The 18,768-nt window shown below is 60.0% G+C and carries 23 protein-coding genes; 5 read left to right on the top strand and 18 right to left on the bottom strand.

Going from position 1 to position 18,768, the window contains the following annotated elements:
* Nucleotides 1–15 precede the first annotated feature (15 nt).
* From ACP7DE_RS02710 to ACP7DE_RS02740, 7 genes are all read right to left on the bottom strand, one after another.
* Entirely contained in the window at nucleotides 16–783 is a 768-nt protein-coding gene (locus ACP7DE_RS02710) for an SIMPL domain-containing protein (RefSeq protein WP_426070623.1), read from the bottom strand.
* A 112-nt stretch (nucleotides 784–895) separates the two neighbouring features.
* On the bottom strand, nucleotides 896–1,663 hold the full coding sequence (locus ACP7DE_RS02715) for an SIMPL domain-containing protein (protein WP_426070624.1): 768 nt from the start codon (nucleotides 1,661–1,663) through the stop codon (nucleotides 896–898).
* 201 nt (nucleotides 1,664–1,864) lie between these two features.
* Complete coding sequence (locus ACP7DE_RS02720; protein WP_426070625.1) at nucleotides 1,865–3,091, bottom strand: MFS transporter; 1,227 nt, start codon at nucleotides 3,089–3,091, stop codon at nucleotides 1,865–1,867.
* A gap of 234 nt (nucleotides 3,092–3,325) precedes the next feature.
* Entirely contained in the window at nucleotides 3,326–3,853 is a 528-nt protein-coding gene (locus tag ACP7DE_RS02725) for a hypothetical protein (RefSeq protein ID WP_426070626.1), read from the bottom strand.
* Nucleotides 3,834–4,850, bottom strand: coding sequence for a ketol-acid reductoisomerase (gene ilvC / locus ACP7DE_RS02730; protein WP_426070627.1), 1,017 nt, complete (start codon nucleotides 4,848–4,850; stop codon nucleotides 3,834–3,836). The genes ACP7DE_RS02725 and ilvC overlap by 20 nt, the downstream gene beginning before the upstream one ends.
* Nucleotides 4,851–4,925: 75 nt before the next feature.
* On the bottom strand, nucleotides 4,926–5,417 hold the full coding sequence (gene ilvN / locus ACP7DE_RS02735) for an acetolactate synthase small subunit (RefSeq protein ID WP_010399754.1): 492 nt from the start codon (nucleotides 5,415–5,417) through the stop codon (nucleotides 4,926–4,928).
* Nucleotides 5,418–5,419: 2 nt separating this feature from the next.
* Nucleotides 5,420–7,150: an acetolactate synthase 3 catalytic subunit gene (locus tag ACP7DE_RS02740; RefSeq protein WP_071076340.1), complete on the bottom strand. Its 1,731-nt coding sequence runs from the start codon at nucleotides 7,148–7,150 to the stop codon at nucleotides 5,420–5,422.
* A gap of 495 nt (nucleotides 7,151–7,645) precedes the next feature.
* On the opposite strand from ACP7DE_RS02740, the gene ACP7DE_RS02745 reads away from it, so the two are divergent.
* The 5 genes from ACP7DE_RS02745 to ACP7DE_RS02765 all read left to right on the top strand — a co-directional run bounded on the left by ACP7DE_RS02745 (nucleotide 7,646) and on the right by ACP7DE_RS02765 (nucleotide 10,371).
* On the top strand, nucleotides 7,646–8,215 hold the full coding sequence (locus ACP7DE_RS02745; RefSeq protein WP_426070628.1) for an RNA polymerase sigma factor: 570 nt from the start codon (nucleotides 7,646–7,648) through the stop codon (nucleotides 8,213–8,215).
* Nucleotides 8,212–8,616, top strand: coding sequence for a DUF3619 family protein (locus ACP7DE_RS02750; protein WP_426070629.1), 405 nt, complete (start codon nucleotides 8,212–8,214; stop codon nucleotides 8,614–8,616). The genes ACP7DE_RS02745 and ACP7DE_RS02750 overlap by 4 nt, the downstream gene beginning before the upstream one ends.
* A gap of 2 nt (nucleotides 8,617–8,618) precedes the next feature.
* Nucleotides 8,619–9,356: a DUF3106 domain-containing protein gene (locus ACP7DE_RS02755; protein ID WP_426070630.1), complete on the top strand. Its 738-nt coding sequence runs from the start codon at nucleotides 8,619–8,621 to the stop codon at nucleotides 9,354–9,356.
* On the top strand, nucleotides 9,346–9,879 hold the full coding sequence (locus tag ACP7DE_RS02760; RefSeq protein ID WP_426070631.1) for an RDD family protein: 534 nt from the start codon (nucleotides 9,346–9,348) through the stop codon (nucleotides 9,877–9,879). The genes ACP7DE_RS02755 and ACP7DE_RS02760 overlap by 11 nt, the downstream gene beginning before the upstream one ends.
* A 63-nt stretch (nucleotides 9,880–9,942) precedes the next feature.
* Nucleotides 9,943–10,371, top strand: coding sequence for a group III truncated hemoglobin (locus tag ACP7DE_RS02765; protein WP_426070632.1), 429 nt, complete (start codon nucleotides 9,943–9,945; stop codon nucleotides 10,369–10,371).
* Here ACP7DE_RS02765 and ACP7DE_RS02770 read toward each other — a convergent pair.
* From ACP7DE_RS02770 to ACP7DE_RS02820, 11 genes are all read right to left on the bottom strand, one after another.
* Nucleotides 10,368–11,135 (bottom strand): rRNA pseudouridine synthase, encoded by a 768-nt coding sequence (locus ACP7DE_RS02770; RefSeq protein WP_426070633.1) that lies wholly within the window; start codon nucleotides 11,133–11,135, stop codon nucleotides 10,368–10,370. The two genes, ACP7DE_RS02765 and ACP7DE_RS02770, sit on opposite strands and share 4 nt — an antisense overlap.
* Nucleotides 11,136–11,216: 81 nt before the next feature.
* Nucleotides 11,217–12,143, bottom strand: coding sequence for a class I SAM-dependent methyltransferase (locus tag ACP7DE_RS02775; protein ID WP_426070634.1), 927 nt, complete (start codon nucleotides 12,141–12,143; stop codon nucleotides 11,217–11,219).
* Complete coding sequence (iscX, locus tag ACP7DE_RS02780; protein ID WP_426070635.1) at nucleotides 12,130–12,324, bottom strand: Fe-S cluster assembly protein IscX; 195 nt, start codon at nucleotides 12,322–12,324, stop codon at nucleotides 12,130–12,132. The genes ACP7DE_RS02775 and iscX overlap by 14 nt, the downstream gene beginning before the upstream one ends.
* 13 nt (nucleotides 12,325–12,337) lie before the next feature.
* Nucleotides 12,338–12,679 carry an ISC system 2Fe-2S type ferredoxin gene (fdx, locus tag ACP7DE_RS02785; protein ID WP_034750070.1) on the bottom strand — a complete coding sequence of 114 codons (342 nt, stop codon included), beginning with the start codon at nucleotides 12,677–12,679 and terminating at the stop codon, nucleotides 12,338–12,340.
* 195 nt (nucleotides 12,680–12,874) lie between these two features.
* Nucleotides 12,875–14,755, bottom strand: coding sequence for a Fe-S protein assembly chaperone HscA (gene hscA, locus ACP7DE_RS02790; protein ID WP_426070636.1), 1,881 nt, complete (start codon nucleotides 14,753–14,755; stop codon nucleotides 12,875–12,877).
* Between the two features lie 88 nt (nucleotides 14,756–14,843).
* On the bottom strand, nucleotides 14,844–15,359 hold the full coding sequence (gene hscB, locus ACP7DE_RS02795; protein ID WP_426070637.1) for a Fe-S protein assembly co-chaperone HscB: 516 nt from the start codon (nucleotides 15,357–15,359) through the stop codon (nucleotides 14,844–14,846).
* A 66-nt stretch (nucleotides 15,360–15,425) separates the two neighbouring features.
* A complete protein-coding gene (iscA, locus tag ACP7DE_RS02800) occupies nucleotides 15,426–15,746 on the bottom strand; it encodes an iron-sulfur cluster assembly protein IscA (protein WP_010399774.1) in 321 nt (106 codons plus the stop codon).
* Nucleotides 15,747–15,797: 51 nt separating this feature from the next.
* Nucleotides 15,798–16,187: a Fe-S cluster assembly scaffold IscU gene (iscU, locus tag ACP7DE_RS02805; RefSeq protein WP_116745102.1), complete on the bottom strand. Its 390-nt coding sequence runs from the start codon at nucleotides 16,185–16,187 to the stop codon at nucleotides 15,798–15,800.
* 54 nt (nucleotides 16,188–16,241) lie between these two features.
* Nucleotides 16,242–17,498, bottom strand: coding sequence for an IscS subfamily cysteine desulfurase (locus ACP7DE_RS02810; protein ID WP_426070638.1), 1,257 nt, complete (start codon nucleotides 17,496–17,498; stop codon nucleotides 16,242–16,244).
* Between the two features lie 38 nt (nucleotides 17,499–17,536).
* A complete protein-coding gene (gene iscR, locus ACP7DE_RS02815) occupies nucleotides 17,537–18,013 on the bottom strand; it encodes a Fe-S cluster assembly transcriptional regulator IscR (protein ID WP_426070639.1) in 477 nt (158 codons plus the stop codon).
* Nucleotides 18,014–18,213: 200 nt separating this feature from the next.
* Nucleotides 18,214–18,765 (bottom strand): NADAR family protein, encoded by a 552-nt coding sequence (locus ACP7DE_RS02820; protein WP_426070640.1) that lies wholly within the window; start codon nucleotides 18,763–18,765, stop codon nucleotides 18,214–18,216.
* Nucleotides 18,766–18,768: the final 3 nt, after the last annotated feature.

The raw sequence follows: 18,768 nt of genomic DNA on the forward strand, positions 1-18,768 counted from the left end.
CCGCCCATTCAAGCTTTATTTGAAGCGTATTTTCGCCACCAGGCCCATATTCAGGGTCGTTTCGCCCGCCTCAAAGCTCGGTTCGGCTACCTGGTTGCCGCCATAGCCCACCGAGTCGGCGCTCATGGCGCGCGCACCTGCCATGTTGGCGCGCTGCGCGTAGTTGCCCGAACCTTCGAAATCGATGGTATCGATCACGGCGTCATTGACATTGCGGCCCATGGCGCCGGCGATGGCGGCCACGCGCTCGTTGAGGTTCTTGTAAGCGGCGGCGATGCGCTGATCGTCGAGCTTGCGGATGGTGGCGGGCGCCAGGCCAAAATTCAAACGGTTCAGGGTCAGCACGCCTTGCGCCGCAGACACTGTCTTCGGCAAGGCGGTCAGATTCGTCGTCGTCACCTGCAAGTACTGGCCCACGCGCCAGCCGGTCGGCACACGCGGCTTGGCGACGGTGCCTGGCGGCAAGGGCGCCGTTTCCGGGTACACGGCATACGTGTAGTAGCCCTGGGTCTTCAGCACGGCTTGCGGATCGGCTTTCTTGACGATGTCCGCGCCCTGGTTCATCTTCTGGTTGACGCGCGAGGCGGCAGCGGCCTTGTCCTTGTCCTGCTCTTCGATGGCCAGGGTGACGGTCACCTGGTCGTTCGCATGCACCACTTCGCCATTCGCGGGCACCACCACGAGGGTGCCGGAGGTAGGCAAGGTTTGGGCTTGTGCGCTCAGGGCAACGGTAGCGACAGTAACAACAACGGCGGCAGCCAGCATCGATTTCATGACGGTCATGGTGTTCTCCTGGAAAATAATGGGGCAAAAACGACCATGGGGCCAACAGCCCCATGATTTTTTAAAACATGCTAACGCGGAAATATTTCCACGCTGGCGCGCTGACTTCAGCTTACTTGAACTTGACCTTGCCGACGACACGCATGTCGAGGGTGGTTTCGCCCGGCTCGAAGCTCGGCTCGGCAACGGTGCTGTCTTCGGCCATCTTGGCGCTGCGCATCATCATCGGTGCGGCGGCAGGACGGCTTTCGGTGGCGTAGTTGCCCGAACCTTCGAAGTCCACCGTATCGAGCACGGCGTCGGAGACGTTACGACCCATGGCCTTGGCGATGGCGGCCACGCGCTCATTGAGGTTTTTATACGTGGCAGCGATGCGCTGGTCGTCCAGCAGACGGATGGTTTCCGGTTTCAGACCGAAATTCAAGCCATTCAGGGTCAGCACGCCTTGCGCCGCCGACACGGTTTTTGGCAAGGACGCCAGATTGGCCGTCGTCACTTCCAGGTACTGGCCAACTCTCCAGGCCGTTGGCAAACGCGGCTTGGCGACAGCGCCCGCCGGCAGCGGACGCTCTTCTGGATAGACGGGATAAGTGTAATAGCCATACGATTTGAGTGCCGCCGACGGATCGGCCTGCTTGACGATGGCGATGCCCTTATTCATCTTCTGGTTCACGCGCGACGCGGCGGCAGCCTTGTCCTTGTCCTGCTCTTCCACGGCCAGGGTAGCGACCACCTGGTCATTGACATGCTTGACTTCGCCAAATGCGGGTACGACCACCAGGGTGCCGTTGGTTGGCAAGGTTTGAGCTTGTGCGTGGGCTTGCGCGCTCAGGGCAACGGTGGCTGCGGCGGCAACAAGCAGGGATTTCATCACGGTCATGGGGTACTCCTAGGTAGTTAATGTGGCTGACAGTCCGCGAAGGGGGGGGCCACCCCGTTTCGCCTGAGAAACTTGTCAAACTGTGTAGATTCTAACGCCTCATTCATTCCTGTGGCGCAAATTAACAAATCGTCACAAAATGTGCTGACCAGTCACATCTGCTCACATCTCAACACACTGACATTAAAAATAACAATGTTATTAGTGACCTACCACCGCGCTGCCACTGCGCCGGCCCGGCTTGAAACTGTGGCGATGCGCGCGCCAGGCGATAGTCAATGCCACCAGCAGCAAGGCCAGCATGGCCAACGGGAAGGATGCCGCGCCATAGCCGTCGAGCAGCATGCCGCCCGCCAGGCCGCCGCCCGCGATGGCCACGTTCCAGATGGTCGCCACCATCGCTTGCGCCACATCCATGCCGTCGCCGGCCGCGTCCGCCGACGCCGTCTGCAGCAAGGTGCCCGCGCCGCCGAAGGTGATGCCCCAGATGGCCATGCTGACATAGATGACGACCGGCGAGTCCATCGCCAGTCCCAGCGCCACCACCACCAGAGCAAAGGCGGCGATGCAGCCCAGCACGAGCGGGCGCAGCCAGCGGTCGATCAGTTGGCTGACCAGCCAGATGCCGGCCAGCGAACCCACGCCATACACAAGCAGCACCAGGTCGACGCGGGGACGCAAGCCGGACGGCGCCAGGAACGGTGCGATGTACGTATATAAAATGTTATGCGCCAGCATCCAGGCGACGATAACAAACAGAATCGGCCGCACGCCCGGCGTCACGAACACCTGACGGATCGACAGGCGTTCGCCATTCTTTTGCCCCGGATAATCGGGCACGACCAGCAACACCCACGCGACCAGCACCACGGCCAGGCCGGACATGATGCCGAAGATGCTGCGCCAGCCCAGCACGCCGCCCATCAGGGTGCCCAACGGCACGCCCAGCGACAGGGCCAGCGGCGTGCCGATCATGGCAATGGCCATCGCCCTGCCCTGCTGCTCGGCGCTCACCATGCGGCGCGCGTAGCCAGCCATCAAGCCCCAGGCCAGCCCGGCAGCCATGCCCGTCACGAAGCGCGAGACGAGGGCGACGATGTAGTTGGGCGCCAGGGCCGTCGCCGTATTGAAGATCAAGAAGCCGATGATGGCCAGCAGCAATACATTGCGCCGGCGCCAGGTGCTGGTGAGCGCCGTCAGGGGAATCGCCGTCAATATGGAGCCGATGGCGTACATGGTCACCAGCTGGCCCGTCATGACTTCGGAAATATTAAGGTCCCGGGCGATCTGCGGCAGCAAACCGGCCGGCAAGGTTTCCGACAGGAGGGCAAGAAACGCCGTCATGGCCAGGGCCAGCAAGGCCAGGATGGGAATGGAAGAGTCAACAGCAGCCTGTGAGGGCGCCGTGGCGGTGATACGGTCAGTCATGGGGGGGTCCTTCAGCTTGCGCAGGTGGCTAAAAAACTAGCGCCTGGCGTGCTACGAAAGCGGTGATGCGCGTTGCGGTCGGCAGATACCGAAACAGATGCAGTCCATAGGAAACTGCAAAGGAAGGGCGGAATTATATAGGAGGCGGGCGAAAAACGTGCGCGCAAGAAAAAAGCCAGACACCTGATGGAGACCTGGCTTGCAGTCCAGCCCATTCATGGGCGAAGGCGACGCTCAGGCATCGTTCGCCGCGTTCAAGCTGCGGAAATAGGTATTGACGCTGGGACGAAAGAGAAAGAATGAAAAAATGGCAAACGCCGCCAAACCAGGCAGCAGCGCCGCTTTGTCCGGTACGCTGGCCAAACCTATGACGCCAGCGGCCACATTCCAGCCCACATACAGCAGCCGGCCCCAGTTGAGTCTCTTGAGCATGGCGACCGCTGCCACCACGTTGATGATGCCGCCGCAAAACATGGTGTAACGCAGCGATGTCGGCAACGCACCCTGCGCCAGCAACTCAAGCGCGGCAACCACGGAACCCCACAGCATGAGGAAGGTAATAATGCCGAGGGACATGGGACGGCGACGCAAGGCATTGACGGCATTCACGATACTGATCCTAAAAAATTCTGGGAGGCAATAATAACAAAAAGAAATATTTAAATATACGCATATTCCCGCCGTGATCGGCTCAGACGAAAAAAAAGCCGGCTTGCGCCGGCTTTGCTGTGCAGCAGACTGCTTAGTTTTTCGACTGGTCAACCATCTTGTTCTTGGCGATCCAAGGCATCATGGCGCGCAGTTTCGCGCCCACTTCTTCGATCTGGTGCTCGGACGTCAAACGACGGCGCGAGATCAGGGTCGGTGCGCCTGCCTTGTTTTCCAGGATGAAGCTCTTCGCGTATTCGCCCGTCTGGATATCTTTCAGGCATTGACGCATCGCATCCTTGGTGGCCGAGGTCACGATTTTCGGGCCGGTCACGTATTCGCCGTATTCGGCGTTGTTCGAGATCGAGTAATTCATGTTGGCGATGCCGCCTTCATAGATCAGGTCGACGATCAGTTTCAGTTCGTGCAAGCACTCGAAGTAGGCCATTTCTGGCGCGTAACCAGCTTCCGTCAGGGTTTCGAAACCAGCCTTGATCAGTTCCACGGCGCCGCCGCACAACACGGCCTGTTCGCCGAACAAGTCCGTTTCGGTTTCTTCACGGAAATTCGTTTCGATGATGCCGGCCCGGCCGCCGCCATTGGCCGACGCGTACGACAGGGCGATATCGCGGGCGATGCCCGATTTGTCCTGGTACACGGCGATCAGGTGGGGCACGCCGCCACCCTGGGTGTAGGTGGCGCGCACGGTGTGGCCCGGGGCTTTCGGTGCGACCATGATGACGTCCAGGTCGGCACGTGGCACGACTTGGCCGTAATGCACATTGAAGCCGTGGGCGAAGGCCAGCACGGCGCCTTGCTTGGCGAACGGGGCGATATTTTCGTTGTAGACCTGGGCGATGTTTTCATCTGGCAGCAAGATCATGATGACGTCGGCCGCTTTCACGGCGTCGTTGACTTCCGCCACTTTCAAGCCGGCTTGCTCGACCTTTGTCCATGAAGCGCCGCCCTTGCGCAGGCCGACGGTGACGTTGACGCCCGAATCGTTCAGGTTTTGTGCGTGCGCGTGGCCTTGCGAACCGTAGCCGATGATGGCAACGTTTTTGCCTTTGATCAAGGAGAGGTCAGCGTCTTTGTCGTAAAAAACTTTCATGGTATTTCCTATAATTTGATGATGCGTTGTTGTTTTAAATGCGGCGCCAGGGCCGCGTAGTGCTGCTGTGTGCTTTTATACTTTGAGGATGCGTTCACCGCGGCCGATGCCGGAACCACCGGTGCGGACGGTTTCCAGGATGGCGGCGCGGTCGATCGAATCGATGAACGCGTCGAGCTTGACCTTGTTGCCGGTCAGTTCGATCGTGTACGTCTTTTCGGTGACATCGATGATGCGGCCACGGAAGATATCGGCGGTGCGCTTCATTTCTTCGCGCTCCTTGCCCACGGCACGAACCTTGATCAGCATCAACTCGCGTTCGATATGCTGGCCTTCGGTCAGGTCCACCACTTTCACCACTTCGATGAGGCGGTTCAAGTGCTTGGTGATTTGCTCGATGATGTCGTCCGAACCGCTGGTGACGATGGTCATGCGCGACAGGGTCGAGTCTTCCGTCGGCGCCACCGTCAAGGTTTCGATGTTGTAGCCGCGTGCAGAGAACAGGCCCACCACGCGCGACAGGGCGCCCGCTTCGTTTTCCAGCAAGACAGAAATAATATGGCGCATGATTAGAGATCCTCCGAACCGAGCATCATTTCGGACAGGCCCTTGCCGGCTTTCACCATTGGCCACACGTTTTCGGACTGGTCGGTAATGAAGTTCATGAATACCAGCCTGTCTTTCATGCCAAACGCCTCTTTCAGGGCACCGTCAACGTCGCCCGGTTTTTCAATTTTCATGCCCACGTGGCCATAAGCTTCGGCCAGCTTTTCGAAGTCGGGCAGCGAATCCATGTACGACTCGGAATAGCGCGAACCGTAATCGATTTCCTGCCACTGGCGTACCATGCCGAGGAATCGGTTGTTGAGCATGATGATCTTCGGCGTCAAATGATACTGCTTGCACGTGGCGAGTTCCTGGATGCACATCTGGATCGAGCCTTCGCCGGTAATACAAGCGACGGTGGCGTCCGGATTGGCCATCTGCACGCCCATGGCATACGGCAAGCCGACACCCATGGTGCCCAGGCCGCCGGAATTGATCCAGCGGCGCGGCTTGTCGAAACCATAGTACTGCGCTGCCCACATCTGGTGCTGGCCCACGTCGGAAGTGATAAAAGCATCGCCCTTGGTGAGCTGGAACACTTTTTCCACCACCGATTGCGGCTTGATGACCAGGTCGGAGGTCGGGTATTTCAGGCATTCGCGGCCACGCCATTCGGCGATCTGCTTCCACCAGTTACTCAATGCATTGACGTTCGGCTTGGCTTCGGCCGCGTCCAGTTGCGCGAGGAATTCGATCAACACATCCTTGACGTTGCCGACGATGGGAATGTCAACCTTCACGCGCTTGGAAATCGACGATGGGTCGATGTCCACGTGGATGATCTTGCGCGGATGCGAGGCAAAATGTTTCGGGTTGCCGATCACGCGGTCATCGAAACGGGCGCCGATGGCGATCAGGACGTCGCAGTTCTGCATCGCCATGTTCGCTTCATAGGTGCCGTGCATGCCGGGCATGCCGACATACTGCTCGCTCGAGGCGCGGTAGCCACCCAAGCCCATCAAGGTGTTGGTGCACGGGAAACCCAGCCGGTCGACCAGCTTGTTCAGCTCGGGGGCCGCATTCGCCAGGATCACGCCGCCGCCCGTGTAGATCATCGGGCGTTCGGCTTGCAGCAACAGCTGCACGGCCTTGCGGATCTGGCCCGAGTGGCCCTTGTCGACGGGACGGTAGGAACGCATTTCGACTTCCTTCGGATAGTCGAAATGGCATTTGTGCATGCTGATATCCTTGGGGATATCGACCAGCACGGGTCCCGGACGGCCGGTACGGGCGATGAAGAAAGCTTTCTTGATCGTTGCTGCCAAGTCCTTGACGTCCTTGACGAGGAAGTTGTGCTTGACCACGGGGCGCGTGATGCCGACCGTGTCGCATTCCTGGAACGCGTCCTGGCCGATGGCGTGGCTCGGCACCTGGCCGGAGATCACGACCATGGGAATCGAGTCCATGTACGCGGTCGACAAGCCCGTGACGGCATTCGTGACACCCGGACCGGACGTGACAATGGCGACACCGACTTTGTTCGAGCTGCGCGAATAGGCATCGGCGGCGTGGATGGCGGCCTGCTCATGGCGTACCAGAATATGCTGGAATTTGTTTTGCTGGAAAATGGCGTCGTAGATGTAGAGTACGGCTCCGCCCGGGTATCCAAAGACGTGCTCGACGCCCTCTTCAGCCAGACAGCGCACGACAATTTCTGCGCCGGTGATAGGTCCTGCTGCTGCTTCGGTATTCATGAAACATTCCTTTCAAGGTCCATTGGAGATTGATCGGATGTTCTTTCCTGACGAAGTTCGCTGTGCGCGACAGTGCTCCTGCTTCCCTTTTCATGCGGTCACGACATTTCTTTGGGCACCCATAGATACCTTACAAAACAACGCTTAACGCAACTCGTTTGGCCGGAGTTTCTGTGGCGCCTGTACGAACCGCTCGCGCTTGTGGCACGGGTTAGAACAAACTGCCTACAAATGAAAGCGCGTCTTGCCGCGGATGGCCTTGTGTGCCGGTCGCGACTTGACCATAGGGCTTTGGGGTGTTCAAAGCGTCCCATACGTTATCGCGTTGCACCATTATGGTCAAGGAAAATGTCGGCCTCGCTGCATTTTTGCTCGCACGACGTGCAAAAACCCTGCGGAAACGCACATTTTTTGCTAGCATGCACAGGGATGCAAAAAGCATACCCGCCCCAATTCGCCCACCGCACCCGCAGCCGCTAAGATCCCCCATACCGCATGGCAACAGACAAAGAATTATCCGACTTTCTAGAAAATGTCGAGCGGCGCGCTTTCAAGCAAGCCGCCTACGCGGTCCGCAAGGAAGAATCGGCACTCGACATCGTGCAAGATGCCATGATCAAGCTGGCCGAGAAATACGGCGACAAGCCGGCCGCCGAACTGCCGATGTTGTTCCAGCGCATCTTGCAGAACACCATACTTGATTATTTCCGCCGTGAAAAAGTGCGCAACACCTGGGTCAGCCTGTTTTCCGGCATGAAGCCCTCGGGCGACGAGCATGAGGATTTTGAACTACTTGACACGTATGAATCGGAACAGGGATCGAGTGCCGCCGAATCGTCGGCCGATCAGGTCGAACGCGCGCAAATGCTTGATTTGATTGATGCAGAGGTACAAAAACTGCCGTCACGTCAACGCGAAGCCTTCCTCATGCGTTACTGGCAGGACATGGATGTGGCTGAAACAGCGGAAGCGATGGGTTGCTCCGAAGGTAGCGTGAAAACACATTGCTCTAGAGCTACCCACACGCTCGCCGAATCGCTGAAAGCCAAGGGAATAAAATTATGAACACCGACGATCTCAATTTCGCTTACAAAGTGCGCCATGCACTGAACGAAAAACTCGACGACCTGCCCGCATCGGCCACCGATCGCCTGGCAGCGGCACGCAAGCTGGCCCTGTCGCGCAAGAAGGCGGACGCGCCCGCCGCTGTTAGCGTGCGCCAGAACGTGTTCGCCGGCGTCGCCAGCCATTTGCTGGTCGAGCCGCTGTCGTGGCTGGGCCGCATGAGCGTCATCATCCCGCTGTTGCTGCTGGTCGGCGGCATGGTGGGCATCTATCAGTTTGAGCAAGAACAACATATTGCCGAACTGGCAGAAATCGATGCCGCCGTGCTGTCGGACGAATTGCCGCTCTCCGCCTATATGGACCATGGCTTCAACGCCTACCTGACGAAACGCGAGCAATAAGCATGGCACGCTTGAGCGTACGCAAAGGCTGGCTGGCTGGCGGTATCGGCCTGGGTGCCTGTGCCCTGGCTGGCGCCGCATGGATAGGCCAGCACCAGACGCCTCCCGCCGCCGTGGCAGCAACGCCTGCGACGGCGGTAGCACCTGCCCCGGCCGTCAAGCCCGGCTCGCCCCGTACGGCAGGCAAAGCCGGCACGCCGCCCAAGGCCAGCGACAACCCGTCCTGGAACAAGCTGTCGCGCGCGCAGCAGAAAGCCCTGCAGCCGCTGGCGGGCGAATGGAACAAGCTGGAAGCCTTGCGCAAGCAGAAATGGCTCGATATCGCCAACCGCTTTGCCTCCATGACACCCGACGAACAAACCCGCGTGCATGAACGCATGCGTGTATGGATCAAGCTGACGCCGGAACAGCGCCGCCTGGTGCGCGAAAACTATACGCGCACGAAGAAGATTGATCCTGGTCAAAAAACTGCGCAATGGGAGCAATACCAGCAATTGCCGGAAGATCAAAAGAAAAAGCTGGCAACGGAACTGGTGCCAAAAAAGCCGCTGGAGAAAGTGCCGGCAATCAATTCGAACACCAGCAAGCCAGCCGTGATCCTGGCGCCCACCGCGCCTGCAGCACCGTCCACCGCCGCGCCCTCCCTGCCGCCCGCTCCGGCAGCGGCAAGCGTGCCGCCAGCCGATCCTGCCGCAGCCCCCGTCACGCCACCTGCCCCACTGCCGAATTATGCCAAATAGCACGCCTGCCGCCAGCATCACCCATCCCACGATCAAGCGCCGCCTGATTTCCATGGTGTACGAGTCGCTGCTGGCCCTGGCCGTGCTATTCCTGCCCTTCCTGCTGTTTGAACTGGCCGTGCAGGGCGCGCACACACCGTTGACAGAACACATGCGCCAATGCCTGGCCTTCCTCGTCATGGGGGCGTATTTCATCCATCAGTGGAGCCGCGAAGGGCAAACCCTGGCCATGAAGACCTGGCGTTTGCAACTGGTGCTGGCGGGCCACGCCCACGTGCCGCTGCGCGTGGCCGCCTGCCGCTACCTCCTGTCGTGGATGTGGCTGCTGCCGGCACTGTTGGTGTCATATGTATTCGATTTGCAGCACTGGACAGCCCTGGGCGCCATCGGCATCGGCATCCTGGCCTGGTCTGCCACAGCCCTGTTCACGGGCAATGGGCAATTCCTGCACGACAAGCTGGTGGGCACACAGATCGTGCAATTGCCCGCACCGGCCAAGAAGTCGAAGAAAGTCGCCGCCTGAGTTTTTGCGCGGCTTGACCTGGGTCATTGAAGCGCCACGGGGGCTCTGCGATCATGGCATGCCATGAATAATACCGCCCCCCTCCCCCACACACGCTTCGCTCCCTACCGCGAGGAAGTCTGCAGCGAAGACGACGTCAAGCATCTCGTCCACACCTTTTATGCGGCCGCGCGCGACGACGCCATGCTGGGCCCCATCTTTGCCGCCGAGGTCAAGGATTGGGATGCCCATCTGGCAACACTGGTCGATTTCTGGTCAGGCTTGCTGCGCGGCACCATGCGCTATCACGGCAAGCCGCTGGCCCAGCACGCACAAATGGAACACCTCACGCCCTGCATGTTCCGCCACTGGCTGACCCTGTTCTTTGCCACGACCGAGAGCATGGGCAACCCGGCCCTGCAGGAGAAGGCCGATACCATCGCCTTGAATATTGCCGAACGGCTATGGAAAAGCTTTGCGGAAAGCCATGCCATCGTGGCGCCGCAGCTTTAGAAGCGTTCGTAGCCTTGCAAGTAACGCCATTGCCCCACGGGCATGGCGCCCATCGGGATGCGGCCGATGCGCAAGCGCTTCATGGCGACCACTTCCAGCCCCACCATCTTGCACATATGGGCGATCTGGCCGGGCTGTACGTTTTTCAGGGCGAAGCGCAAGCGCGTCTCGTTCTGCCAGCTGACCTTGATCGGCGGCAAAGGCTTGCCATTGAAAGGCAAGCCGTGATTCAGCAACGCCAGGCCGTTTTCCATGATGTCGCCCGATACTTCCACGATGAATTCCTGCTCCACCGTTTTTGCTTCGTCGACCAGCTTGCGGGCCACGCGGAAATCCTGCGTGAACACCAGCAGGCCGGACGCCATGGTCTCCAGCGGATTGGTAATGGTCAGGCCGATCAAATGGCGCCTGAGGAAGCGCGTGACGGCGCTGGGCAGTACATTTTCCGGGGTGAACAGCTCTTCGGGACGCAAACAAGTCAGGGCCGGCTTGCCTTCCGCGCCCACGCCGCCCAAGCCACCATTGATCCCGGCCGGCTTGTGCAGCAAGATCGTCACGGGCGGCATTTCTTCCAGTGTAGCGTTCGGCAGCAGCACCACCGCTTGATTGTCGGCCACGCGCGCGCCCGACTCTTCCACCAACACGCCGTCGACCGTGACCCAGCCGCCCTCGATATACAGTTCGGCCTCGCGGCGCGAACAGGGCACGTCTTCAGACAGGCGCTTGGCCAGGCGGACGGTGGGCATTTCAATAGGTGTGGTCATGGAGAGGCGCAAAAAGCAAGAGGAGGAGAAAGCCGGTATTGTAACCGACCCGCTCCTCCCCTCGTGTGCGACAGCGTAAGCTTACGCGGTGGCCTTGGCCAACTCTTCGGCAAAGAAACGGTGGCCCATCTCTTCCAGGCCCAGCGTCTGCAGCACTTCCTGCAGGCGTTCCGTCGGGCGCTGGCGCGGCAAGTTTTTGTAACTGGCGATGATCAGTTCATTCTTCATCGAATGCTCCCAGCCCACCAGCTCCGTCACGCTGACCTGGTAGCCATGCGCTTCCAGTTGCAAACAGCGCAGCACGTTGGTGATCTGGCTGCCGAACTCGCGCGTGTGCAGCGGGTGGCGCCACAGTTCCGTCAAGACATTCTTGCCCAAGCTCTTGCCCTTGTTCTTCTTCAAGACAGAAGCGACTTCGGCCTGGCAACATGGCACCAGCACCATGAACTTCGCCTTTTTCTTCAGGGCGAAATGGATCGCGTCATCGGTGGCCGTGTTGCATGCATGCAAGGCGGTGACGATGTCGATCTGCTGCGGCAGCAAGCTCGACTCCGTCGATTCGGCCACGGACAGCGGCAAAAACGACATGCCGGGGAACTTGAATTTCTTCGCCAGTTCCTGCGAGCGCTGCACCAGCTCTTCGCGCGTCTCGATGCCGTAGATATGCGAGCCGTCATTGCCATTCTTGAAGAACAGGTCGTACAAGATGAAGCCCAGGTAGGACTTGCCGGCGCCGTGGTCGACCAGCGACAAGGGTTTGGCAACCTCGGGATGATCGCCTCTCAATTCGCGCAGCAGCGGCTCGATGAACTGCGTCAGGTGATACACCTGTTTGAGCTTGCGGCGGCTGTCCTGGTTCATCTTGCCGTCGCGCGTCAGGATGTGCAATTCCTGCAGCAAGGCAACCGACTGGCCATCCTTGATCTCAGGCATGTTGCTGGCGGCCGTGATGATGTCTTTCGGCACGGAAGCCACGGCGGCGGGCGCCGCGCCCTTAGCGCGCTTCATCGATCCACGCCATCTGTATCGCTTCGAGCACTTTTTCGCCGCCGCGCGTGTGGTCATCGTCAAAGCCGTCCAATTCCACTACCCAGTTATGCAGGTCGGTGAAACGCACGGTCAGGGGATCGATGTTCGGATGCGCGTCGTACAGCGCCTCGGCGATCAGGTGAATGTCGGACCATTTCATCTTGGTTGCCATATTAGTGGCTGCCTTCGCTGACCTGATTGATCGTGTATTTCGGGATTTCGACGACGAGGTCGGCCTCGGCCACGATGGACTGGCACGACAGGCGCGACACGGCTTCCAGGCCCCAGGCCTTGTCCAGCATGTCTTCTTCCAGTTCCGTCGCTTCGTTCAAGGATTCGATGCCTTCGCGGACCAGCACGTGGCAAGTGGTGCAGGCGCACGATTTTTCGCAGGCGTGCTCGATGTCGATGTCGTTTTCCAGCAAGATGTCGCAGATGGACTTGCCGGCCGGGGCTTCGATGACGGCGCCGTCCGGGCAAAGCTTGGCGTGCGGCAGAATGACGATTTGGGGCATATTACCTCTACAATTTCAATGATTTGGGGCGCTGCCGCAGCAATGGCACACGGCGCGCATATCAACACTATTACAGCACCTGACAAAACCGTAGCGAGCGGCAGTGATTTGTGACCGAGAAGCGCAACCGTACTCTAGTACGGTGAGCATCGCCGGCCGCAAAGCGCGACGCGCAGTAGGTTTGGTCAGGTGTCCTCACACGACTTGATCCAGGGACTTGCCCTTCAGAGCAGTGCGCACGCTGCGGTCCATGCGGCGCGAGGCGAAATCCTCGGTGCCGTCGGCCAGCGCTTCGATCGCCAGTTTCAATGCCTGGTGGTCGATGGCGCCGCTTTGCGATTGCGCAATGGCGTCGCGCACCTTGCTCATCAAGCCATCCACGGTGGCGCGCTCAAGCGAGTCGAGCAAGCCGCCGTCTTCATCGAGGGCCGACTGCGTGGCCAGCACGATGCGTTCCGCTTCCACCTGCTCTTCGCGCAGCGCGCGCGCCACCATGTCGACGTCGGCCGAGGTGTAGGACTCCTGCAGCATGCGGGCGATGTCGTCGTCGCCCAGGCCGTAGGCCGGCTTGACGCTGATCGACGCTTCCACGCCCGAGCGCAGTTCGCGTGCCGAGACCGACAGCAAGCCATCCGCATCGACTTGATACGTGATGCGGATGCGCGCGGCGCCCGCCACCATCGGCGGAATGCCGCGCAGCTCGAAGCGCGCCAGCGAGCGGCAGTCGCTCACCAGTTCGCGCTCGCCCTGCAGCACATGCACGGCCAGCGCCGTCTGGCCATCCTTGAAGGTCGTGAATTCCTGCGCGCGCGCACACGGAATCGTCGAATTGCGGGGGATGATCTTTTCCACCAGGCCGCCCATGGTCTCGATGCCCAGCGACAGCGGGATCACGTCCAGCAGCAGCCAGTCGTCGCCGGCGGCGCGGTTGCCTGCCAACAAGTTCGCCTGGATGGCCGCGCCCAGCGCCACCACTTTGTCCGGGTCGATATTCGCGTGCGGCGTCGTATGGAAAAATTCGCTGACGGCGCGCTGCACGTGCGGCATGCGCGTGGCGCCGCCCACCATCACCACGCCGTCGACATCGTCCGCATCCACGTTCGCGTCGCGCAAAGCCTTCTTGATGGCGTTCATGGTCTTGCCCACCAAGTGCTGCGTCATGGCGGCAAATTCAGTTGCCGTGATGTGCAGGTGGATTTCTTCGCCCGAATTCAGGGCCGCGTCGATCATCGTTTCCGACTTGGTCGACAGCGTTTCCTTGATCTCGCGCGCTTTCACCAGCAGGATGGCCGTGTCTTCGTCCGACAGGGGCGCCAATTTGGCGTGCTCGCCGATCCAGCAGAACAGGCGGCGGTCGAAATCGTCGCCGCCCAGGGCCGAGTCGCCGCCCGTGGACAACACTTCAAAGACGCCCTTGCTCAGTTTCAGGATCGAGATGTCGAAGGTGCCGCCACCGAGGTCATACACGGCGTACACGCCTTCGGAGGCGTTGTCGAGGCCGTACGCAATGGCGGCGGCCGTCGGCTCGCTCAGCAGGCGCAGCACATTGATGCCGGCCAGCTGCGCCGCATCCTTGGTCGCCTGGCGCTGCGCATCGTCAAAGTAGGCGGGCACGGTGATCACGGCGCCCACCAGGTCGTCGCCCAGCGAGTCTTCCGCGCGCTGGCGCAGGGTGGCGAGGATTTGCGCCGACACTTCGACGGGGCTTTTCACGCCGGCCACGGTTTTCAGCTGCACCATGCCAGGCGTATCCTGGAAGTCGTAGGGCAGGTTTTCCGCATAGGCGATGTCTGCCAGGCCGCGGCCCATGAAGCGCTTCACAGACACGATGGTGTTCTTCGGGTCGGTGGTTTGCGCGGACAGGGCCTTGTAGCCGATGTTCGCATGGCCGTTCGGCAGGTAGCGCACGACGGAAGGCAGCAAGGAACGCCCGTCTTCGTCGTTGAGCACCTCGGGAATGCTGTTGCGGACAGTGGCGACCAGGGAATTTGTGGTGCCAAGATCGATGCCGACGGCCAGGCGGTGCTGGTGCGGCGCGGTCGACATGCCTGGTTCGGAAATTTGCAGAAGTGCCATTGTATTCGTGCCTCGATTAATTTTTTGCGTGATGCAGCTCATGCCTGTCGCGCATTATAAGACGCGCGCCGGACTGGCGCTTGGTCAGTCAGGCTTCCATGGCCTCGTATGCAAAACGGACTTCTTCGCCGAATTTGTCGAGGAACATCAGGGCGCGCACGCTTTGCGCGGCATTCACATAGTCGGCGGCATCCAGCTGGGCTGCCACCTGGGCCAGCAGCGCCTTGCGTTCGCCGCGCAGCCGGCGGTCCAGGGCGTCGAGCGCGTCGGCATCCTTGCCGGCCCGCGCGTCGCCCAATTCTTCGCGCCATTCCATCTGCTGCATCAGGAAGCTGACCGGCATGGCCGTGTTCGATTCCGTCTGCAAATCGACGCCATGGAGTTCGCATAGATATTGCGCGCGCTTTTGCGGGCTTTTCAGGGTTTGATAGGCTTCATTGGCGCGCGTGGCCCATTGCATCGCCACGCGCTTTTCAGCGCTGCTGGCGTTAATGAAACGGTCTGGATGGACCTTGCCCTGCACGTCGCGGTAGGCCGCGTCGAGCGCGCTCATGTCGAGCCCGAACTGCGCCGGCAACTGGAATAATTCGAAGTGATTTTGCATAATGGTCGGTGGTCGCTGTACCGCAATCGATGGGTACAGCGCACCGACCGGGGTCTTGCCAGCTGTTTAAATCCTGAAGGACTCGCCGCAGCCGCAGGCGTCTTTTTCGTTCGGATTATGGAACTTGAAGCCTTCGTTCAAGCCTTCGCGCGCGAAATCGAGTTCCGTGCCGTCGATGTAAGGCAGGCTTTTCGGGTCGACGAAGACTTTCACGCCGTGCGATTCGAAAACGCTGTCTTCGGCCGCCACTTCATCGACATATTCAAGCTTGTAGGCCAGGCCCGAGCAGCCCGTGGTGCGCACGCCAAAGCGCAGGCCCATGCCCTTGCCGCGCCGTTCGATATAGCGGTTGATATGTTTCGCCGCTTTTTCGGTCAGTGTGATCATGTATTTCTCCGCTCCTGCCCCAGGCCTTGCGGCACGGGGCAGAATGCAAACTTAGGCCGCAGCCGGATGACGGGTCTGGTAGTCCAGCACTGCCGCCTTGATGGCGTCTTCCGCCAGAATGGAGCAGTGGATTTTCACTGGCGGCAGGGCCAGTTCTTCGGCGATCTGCGTATTCTTGATGGCCAGCGCCTGGTCCAGGGTCTTACCCTTGACCCATTCGGTCACCAGCGAGCTCGACGCGATGGCCGAACCGCAGCCGTAGGTCTTGAATTTCGCATCTTCGATCAGGCCATCGGCGCCGACCTTGATCTGCAGTTTCATCACGTCGCCGCAGGCGGGCGCGCCTACCATGCCGGTGCCGATGGTGTCATCACCCTTGTCGAAAGCGCCCACGTTGCGCGGGTTTTCGTAGTGATCGAGTACTTTGTCCGAGTAAGCCATTTTGATGCTCCTTAAATATTCTTGCCGGCCCCATTCACGGGGCCACGGTGTTGGTTAGTGGGCTGCCCATTGGATCGAATTGATGTCGATGCCATCTTTAAACATATCCCACAGCGGCGACAGCTCACGCAGCTTGTGTACTTTCGATTTCAGCAGGTTCACGGCAAAGTCGATATCTTCTTCGGTCGAGAAACGGCCGATGGTGAAGCGGATCGAACTGTGCGCCAGTTCGTCGCTGCGGCCCAGCGCGCGCAGCACGTACGATGGCTCCAGGCTGGCCGAGGTGCAGGCCGAACCGGACGACACGGCGATATCCTTGATTGCCATGATCAGCGACTCGCCTTCGACGTAGTTGAAGCTGACGTTCAGGTTGTGCGGCACGCGGTGTTCCATGTCGCCGTTGATGTAAACTTCTTCGATTTCCTGCAAGCCCTTGGCCAGACGGTCGCGCAAGGCCTTGATGCGGCCGATTTCACTATCCATTTCTTCCTTGGCGATGCGGAACGCTTCGCCCATGCCGACGATCTGGTGCGTAGGCAGGGTGCCCGAGCGCAAGCCGCGCTCGTGGCCGCCACCGTGCATCTGCGCTTCCAGGCGCACGCGCGGCTTGCGGCAGACGTACAGGGCGCCCACGCCTTTTGGGCCGTAGGTTTTGTGCGCCGTGAAGGTCATCAGGTCGACCTTGGTCTTTTGCAGGTCGATGACGACCTTGCCCGTCGCTTGCGCGGCGTCGCAATGGAAGATGATGCCTTTCGAGCGGCAGAACACGCCGATCTCGTCGATCGGCTGGATCACGCCGATTTCGTTGTTCACCAACATCACCGACACGAGGATGGTGTCCGGGCGCACGGCCGCGGCCAGCTGCTCGACGGTGATCAGGCCGTTGTCCTGCGGTTCCAGATACGTCGCCTCGAAGCCGATGCGTTCCAGTTCGCGCACCGTGTCGAGTACCGATTTGTGCTCGGTCTTGACGGTGATGATGTGCTTGCCCTTGGTCTTGTAGAACTGTGCCGCGCCCTTGATGGCCAGGTTGTTGCTTTCCGTTGCGCCGGAAGTCCAGATGATTTCGCGCGGATCGGCGTTCACCAGGGCCGCCACGTAGCCGCGTGCCTCTTCCACGGCTTTTTCCGCGGTCCAGCCATACATGTGGCTGCGCGATGCCGGATTGCCGAACTGCTCGCGCAGGTAGGGAATCATCTTGTCGGCGACGCGTGGATCGATCGGCGTGGTGGCCGAGTAATCCATGTAGATCGGAAAATGCGGTGCGGTTTCAAAGTGCACTTGGCCTACGTTTTTTTCTGGGGCATTCATCAATAACTCCTGCAATCAGCAACTTGGTATTTTTAGTTTCAACCGAGCGCGGCGTGATTACGGTGCATCACCATCACGCTTTGCTCGGCATTCTTTTGTCTCTGCTGGTCGACCAGGTCCTGCAAGGACACAGAATCCAGATAATCGACCATTTTTTCGTTGAGTGTGGACCACAATTCATGCGTCATGCAGCGCGCACCGGTGGTCGCATCGGCGCCGTGGCAATGTTCCTTGCCGCCGCACTGCGTTGCGTCCAGCGGTTCGTCGACGGCGATGATGATGTCGGCCACCGTCACCTTGTCGGCACGGCGCGCCAAGCTGTAGCCGCCGCCGGGGCCGCGGATCGATTCGACGATTTCATGCCGGCGCAGCTTGCCGAACAGCTGTTCCAGGTAGGACAGGGAAATCGACTGGCGTTGGCTGATGCCGGACAAGGTGACCGGTCCCTTGCCCTGGCGCAGGGCAAGATCGATCATCGCTGTCACGGCAAAACGGCCTTTTGTAGTCAGACGCATACATCCTCGGCTCAACTGTTCAATAACTGGTTTAGAATATTGCGGCATTTCAACTTCTCTAACCCTGAGTAGTTGAATGATTTAGTCAAGTATAACAAATTCAGCGGGGTTTGTCAGAGCGCCCCTCGATGACCACAGGGCTGGCAGGGGCATGGCCGGCCGCGCCAGGCGCGGCGGCTTCAGGAAAACAACAGTACGGCTCAAGCGCGGAGAGCGCTGCGCACTTTCATCAGTTCAAAACCCAACAGGTTCAAGCCGTCCCAGCTGGCGGGGTCCAGGATGCGCGGATTGTCCGACGCCAGGCCCACGCCCCAGATGCGGTCGACGGGACTGGATTCGACAATGACGCGCTCGCCCGTGCCCAGCAAAAACTTGCGCAGTGCGGCCTTTTGCGAGAACTTGGCAAAGTTGCCATCGAAGACGATGCCGCTGCGCGCCGCCTCCCATACCTTGGCGTCAAAGTTCGCCACTTCGCGCCCCAGCTTCTTCACTTCCGACGGCCGCCCGGCCGCCACGATGCGCGCCTGCACGGCCGTGTCGCCAAACAGGGCCGCCTTTTGCGCCATCATGTAGTGCTCGGCCGTGGCATACGTTACGCCAGCGAGGCTGAACGGCGACGGAAACCACTGGCTGAAGCAGCTTTTGTCGGGCACCTGCGGCTGCGCCGGCGTGTGCCCCCAGAAATATAGATAGTCGGGCACGCCGCCCGCCGCTATCCACGCCTTCAATTCTTCCACATTACTGATTTGCATATT

The organism is Janthinobacterium sp. DSP2-3-3 (assembly GCF_049897325.1).
Classification (GTDB): Bacteria; Pseudomonadota; Gammaproteobacteria; order Burkholderiales; family Burkholderiaceae_D; genus Janthinobacterium.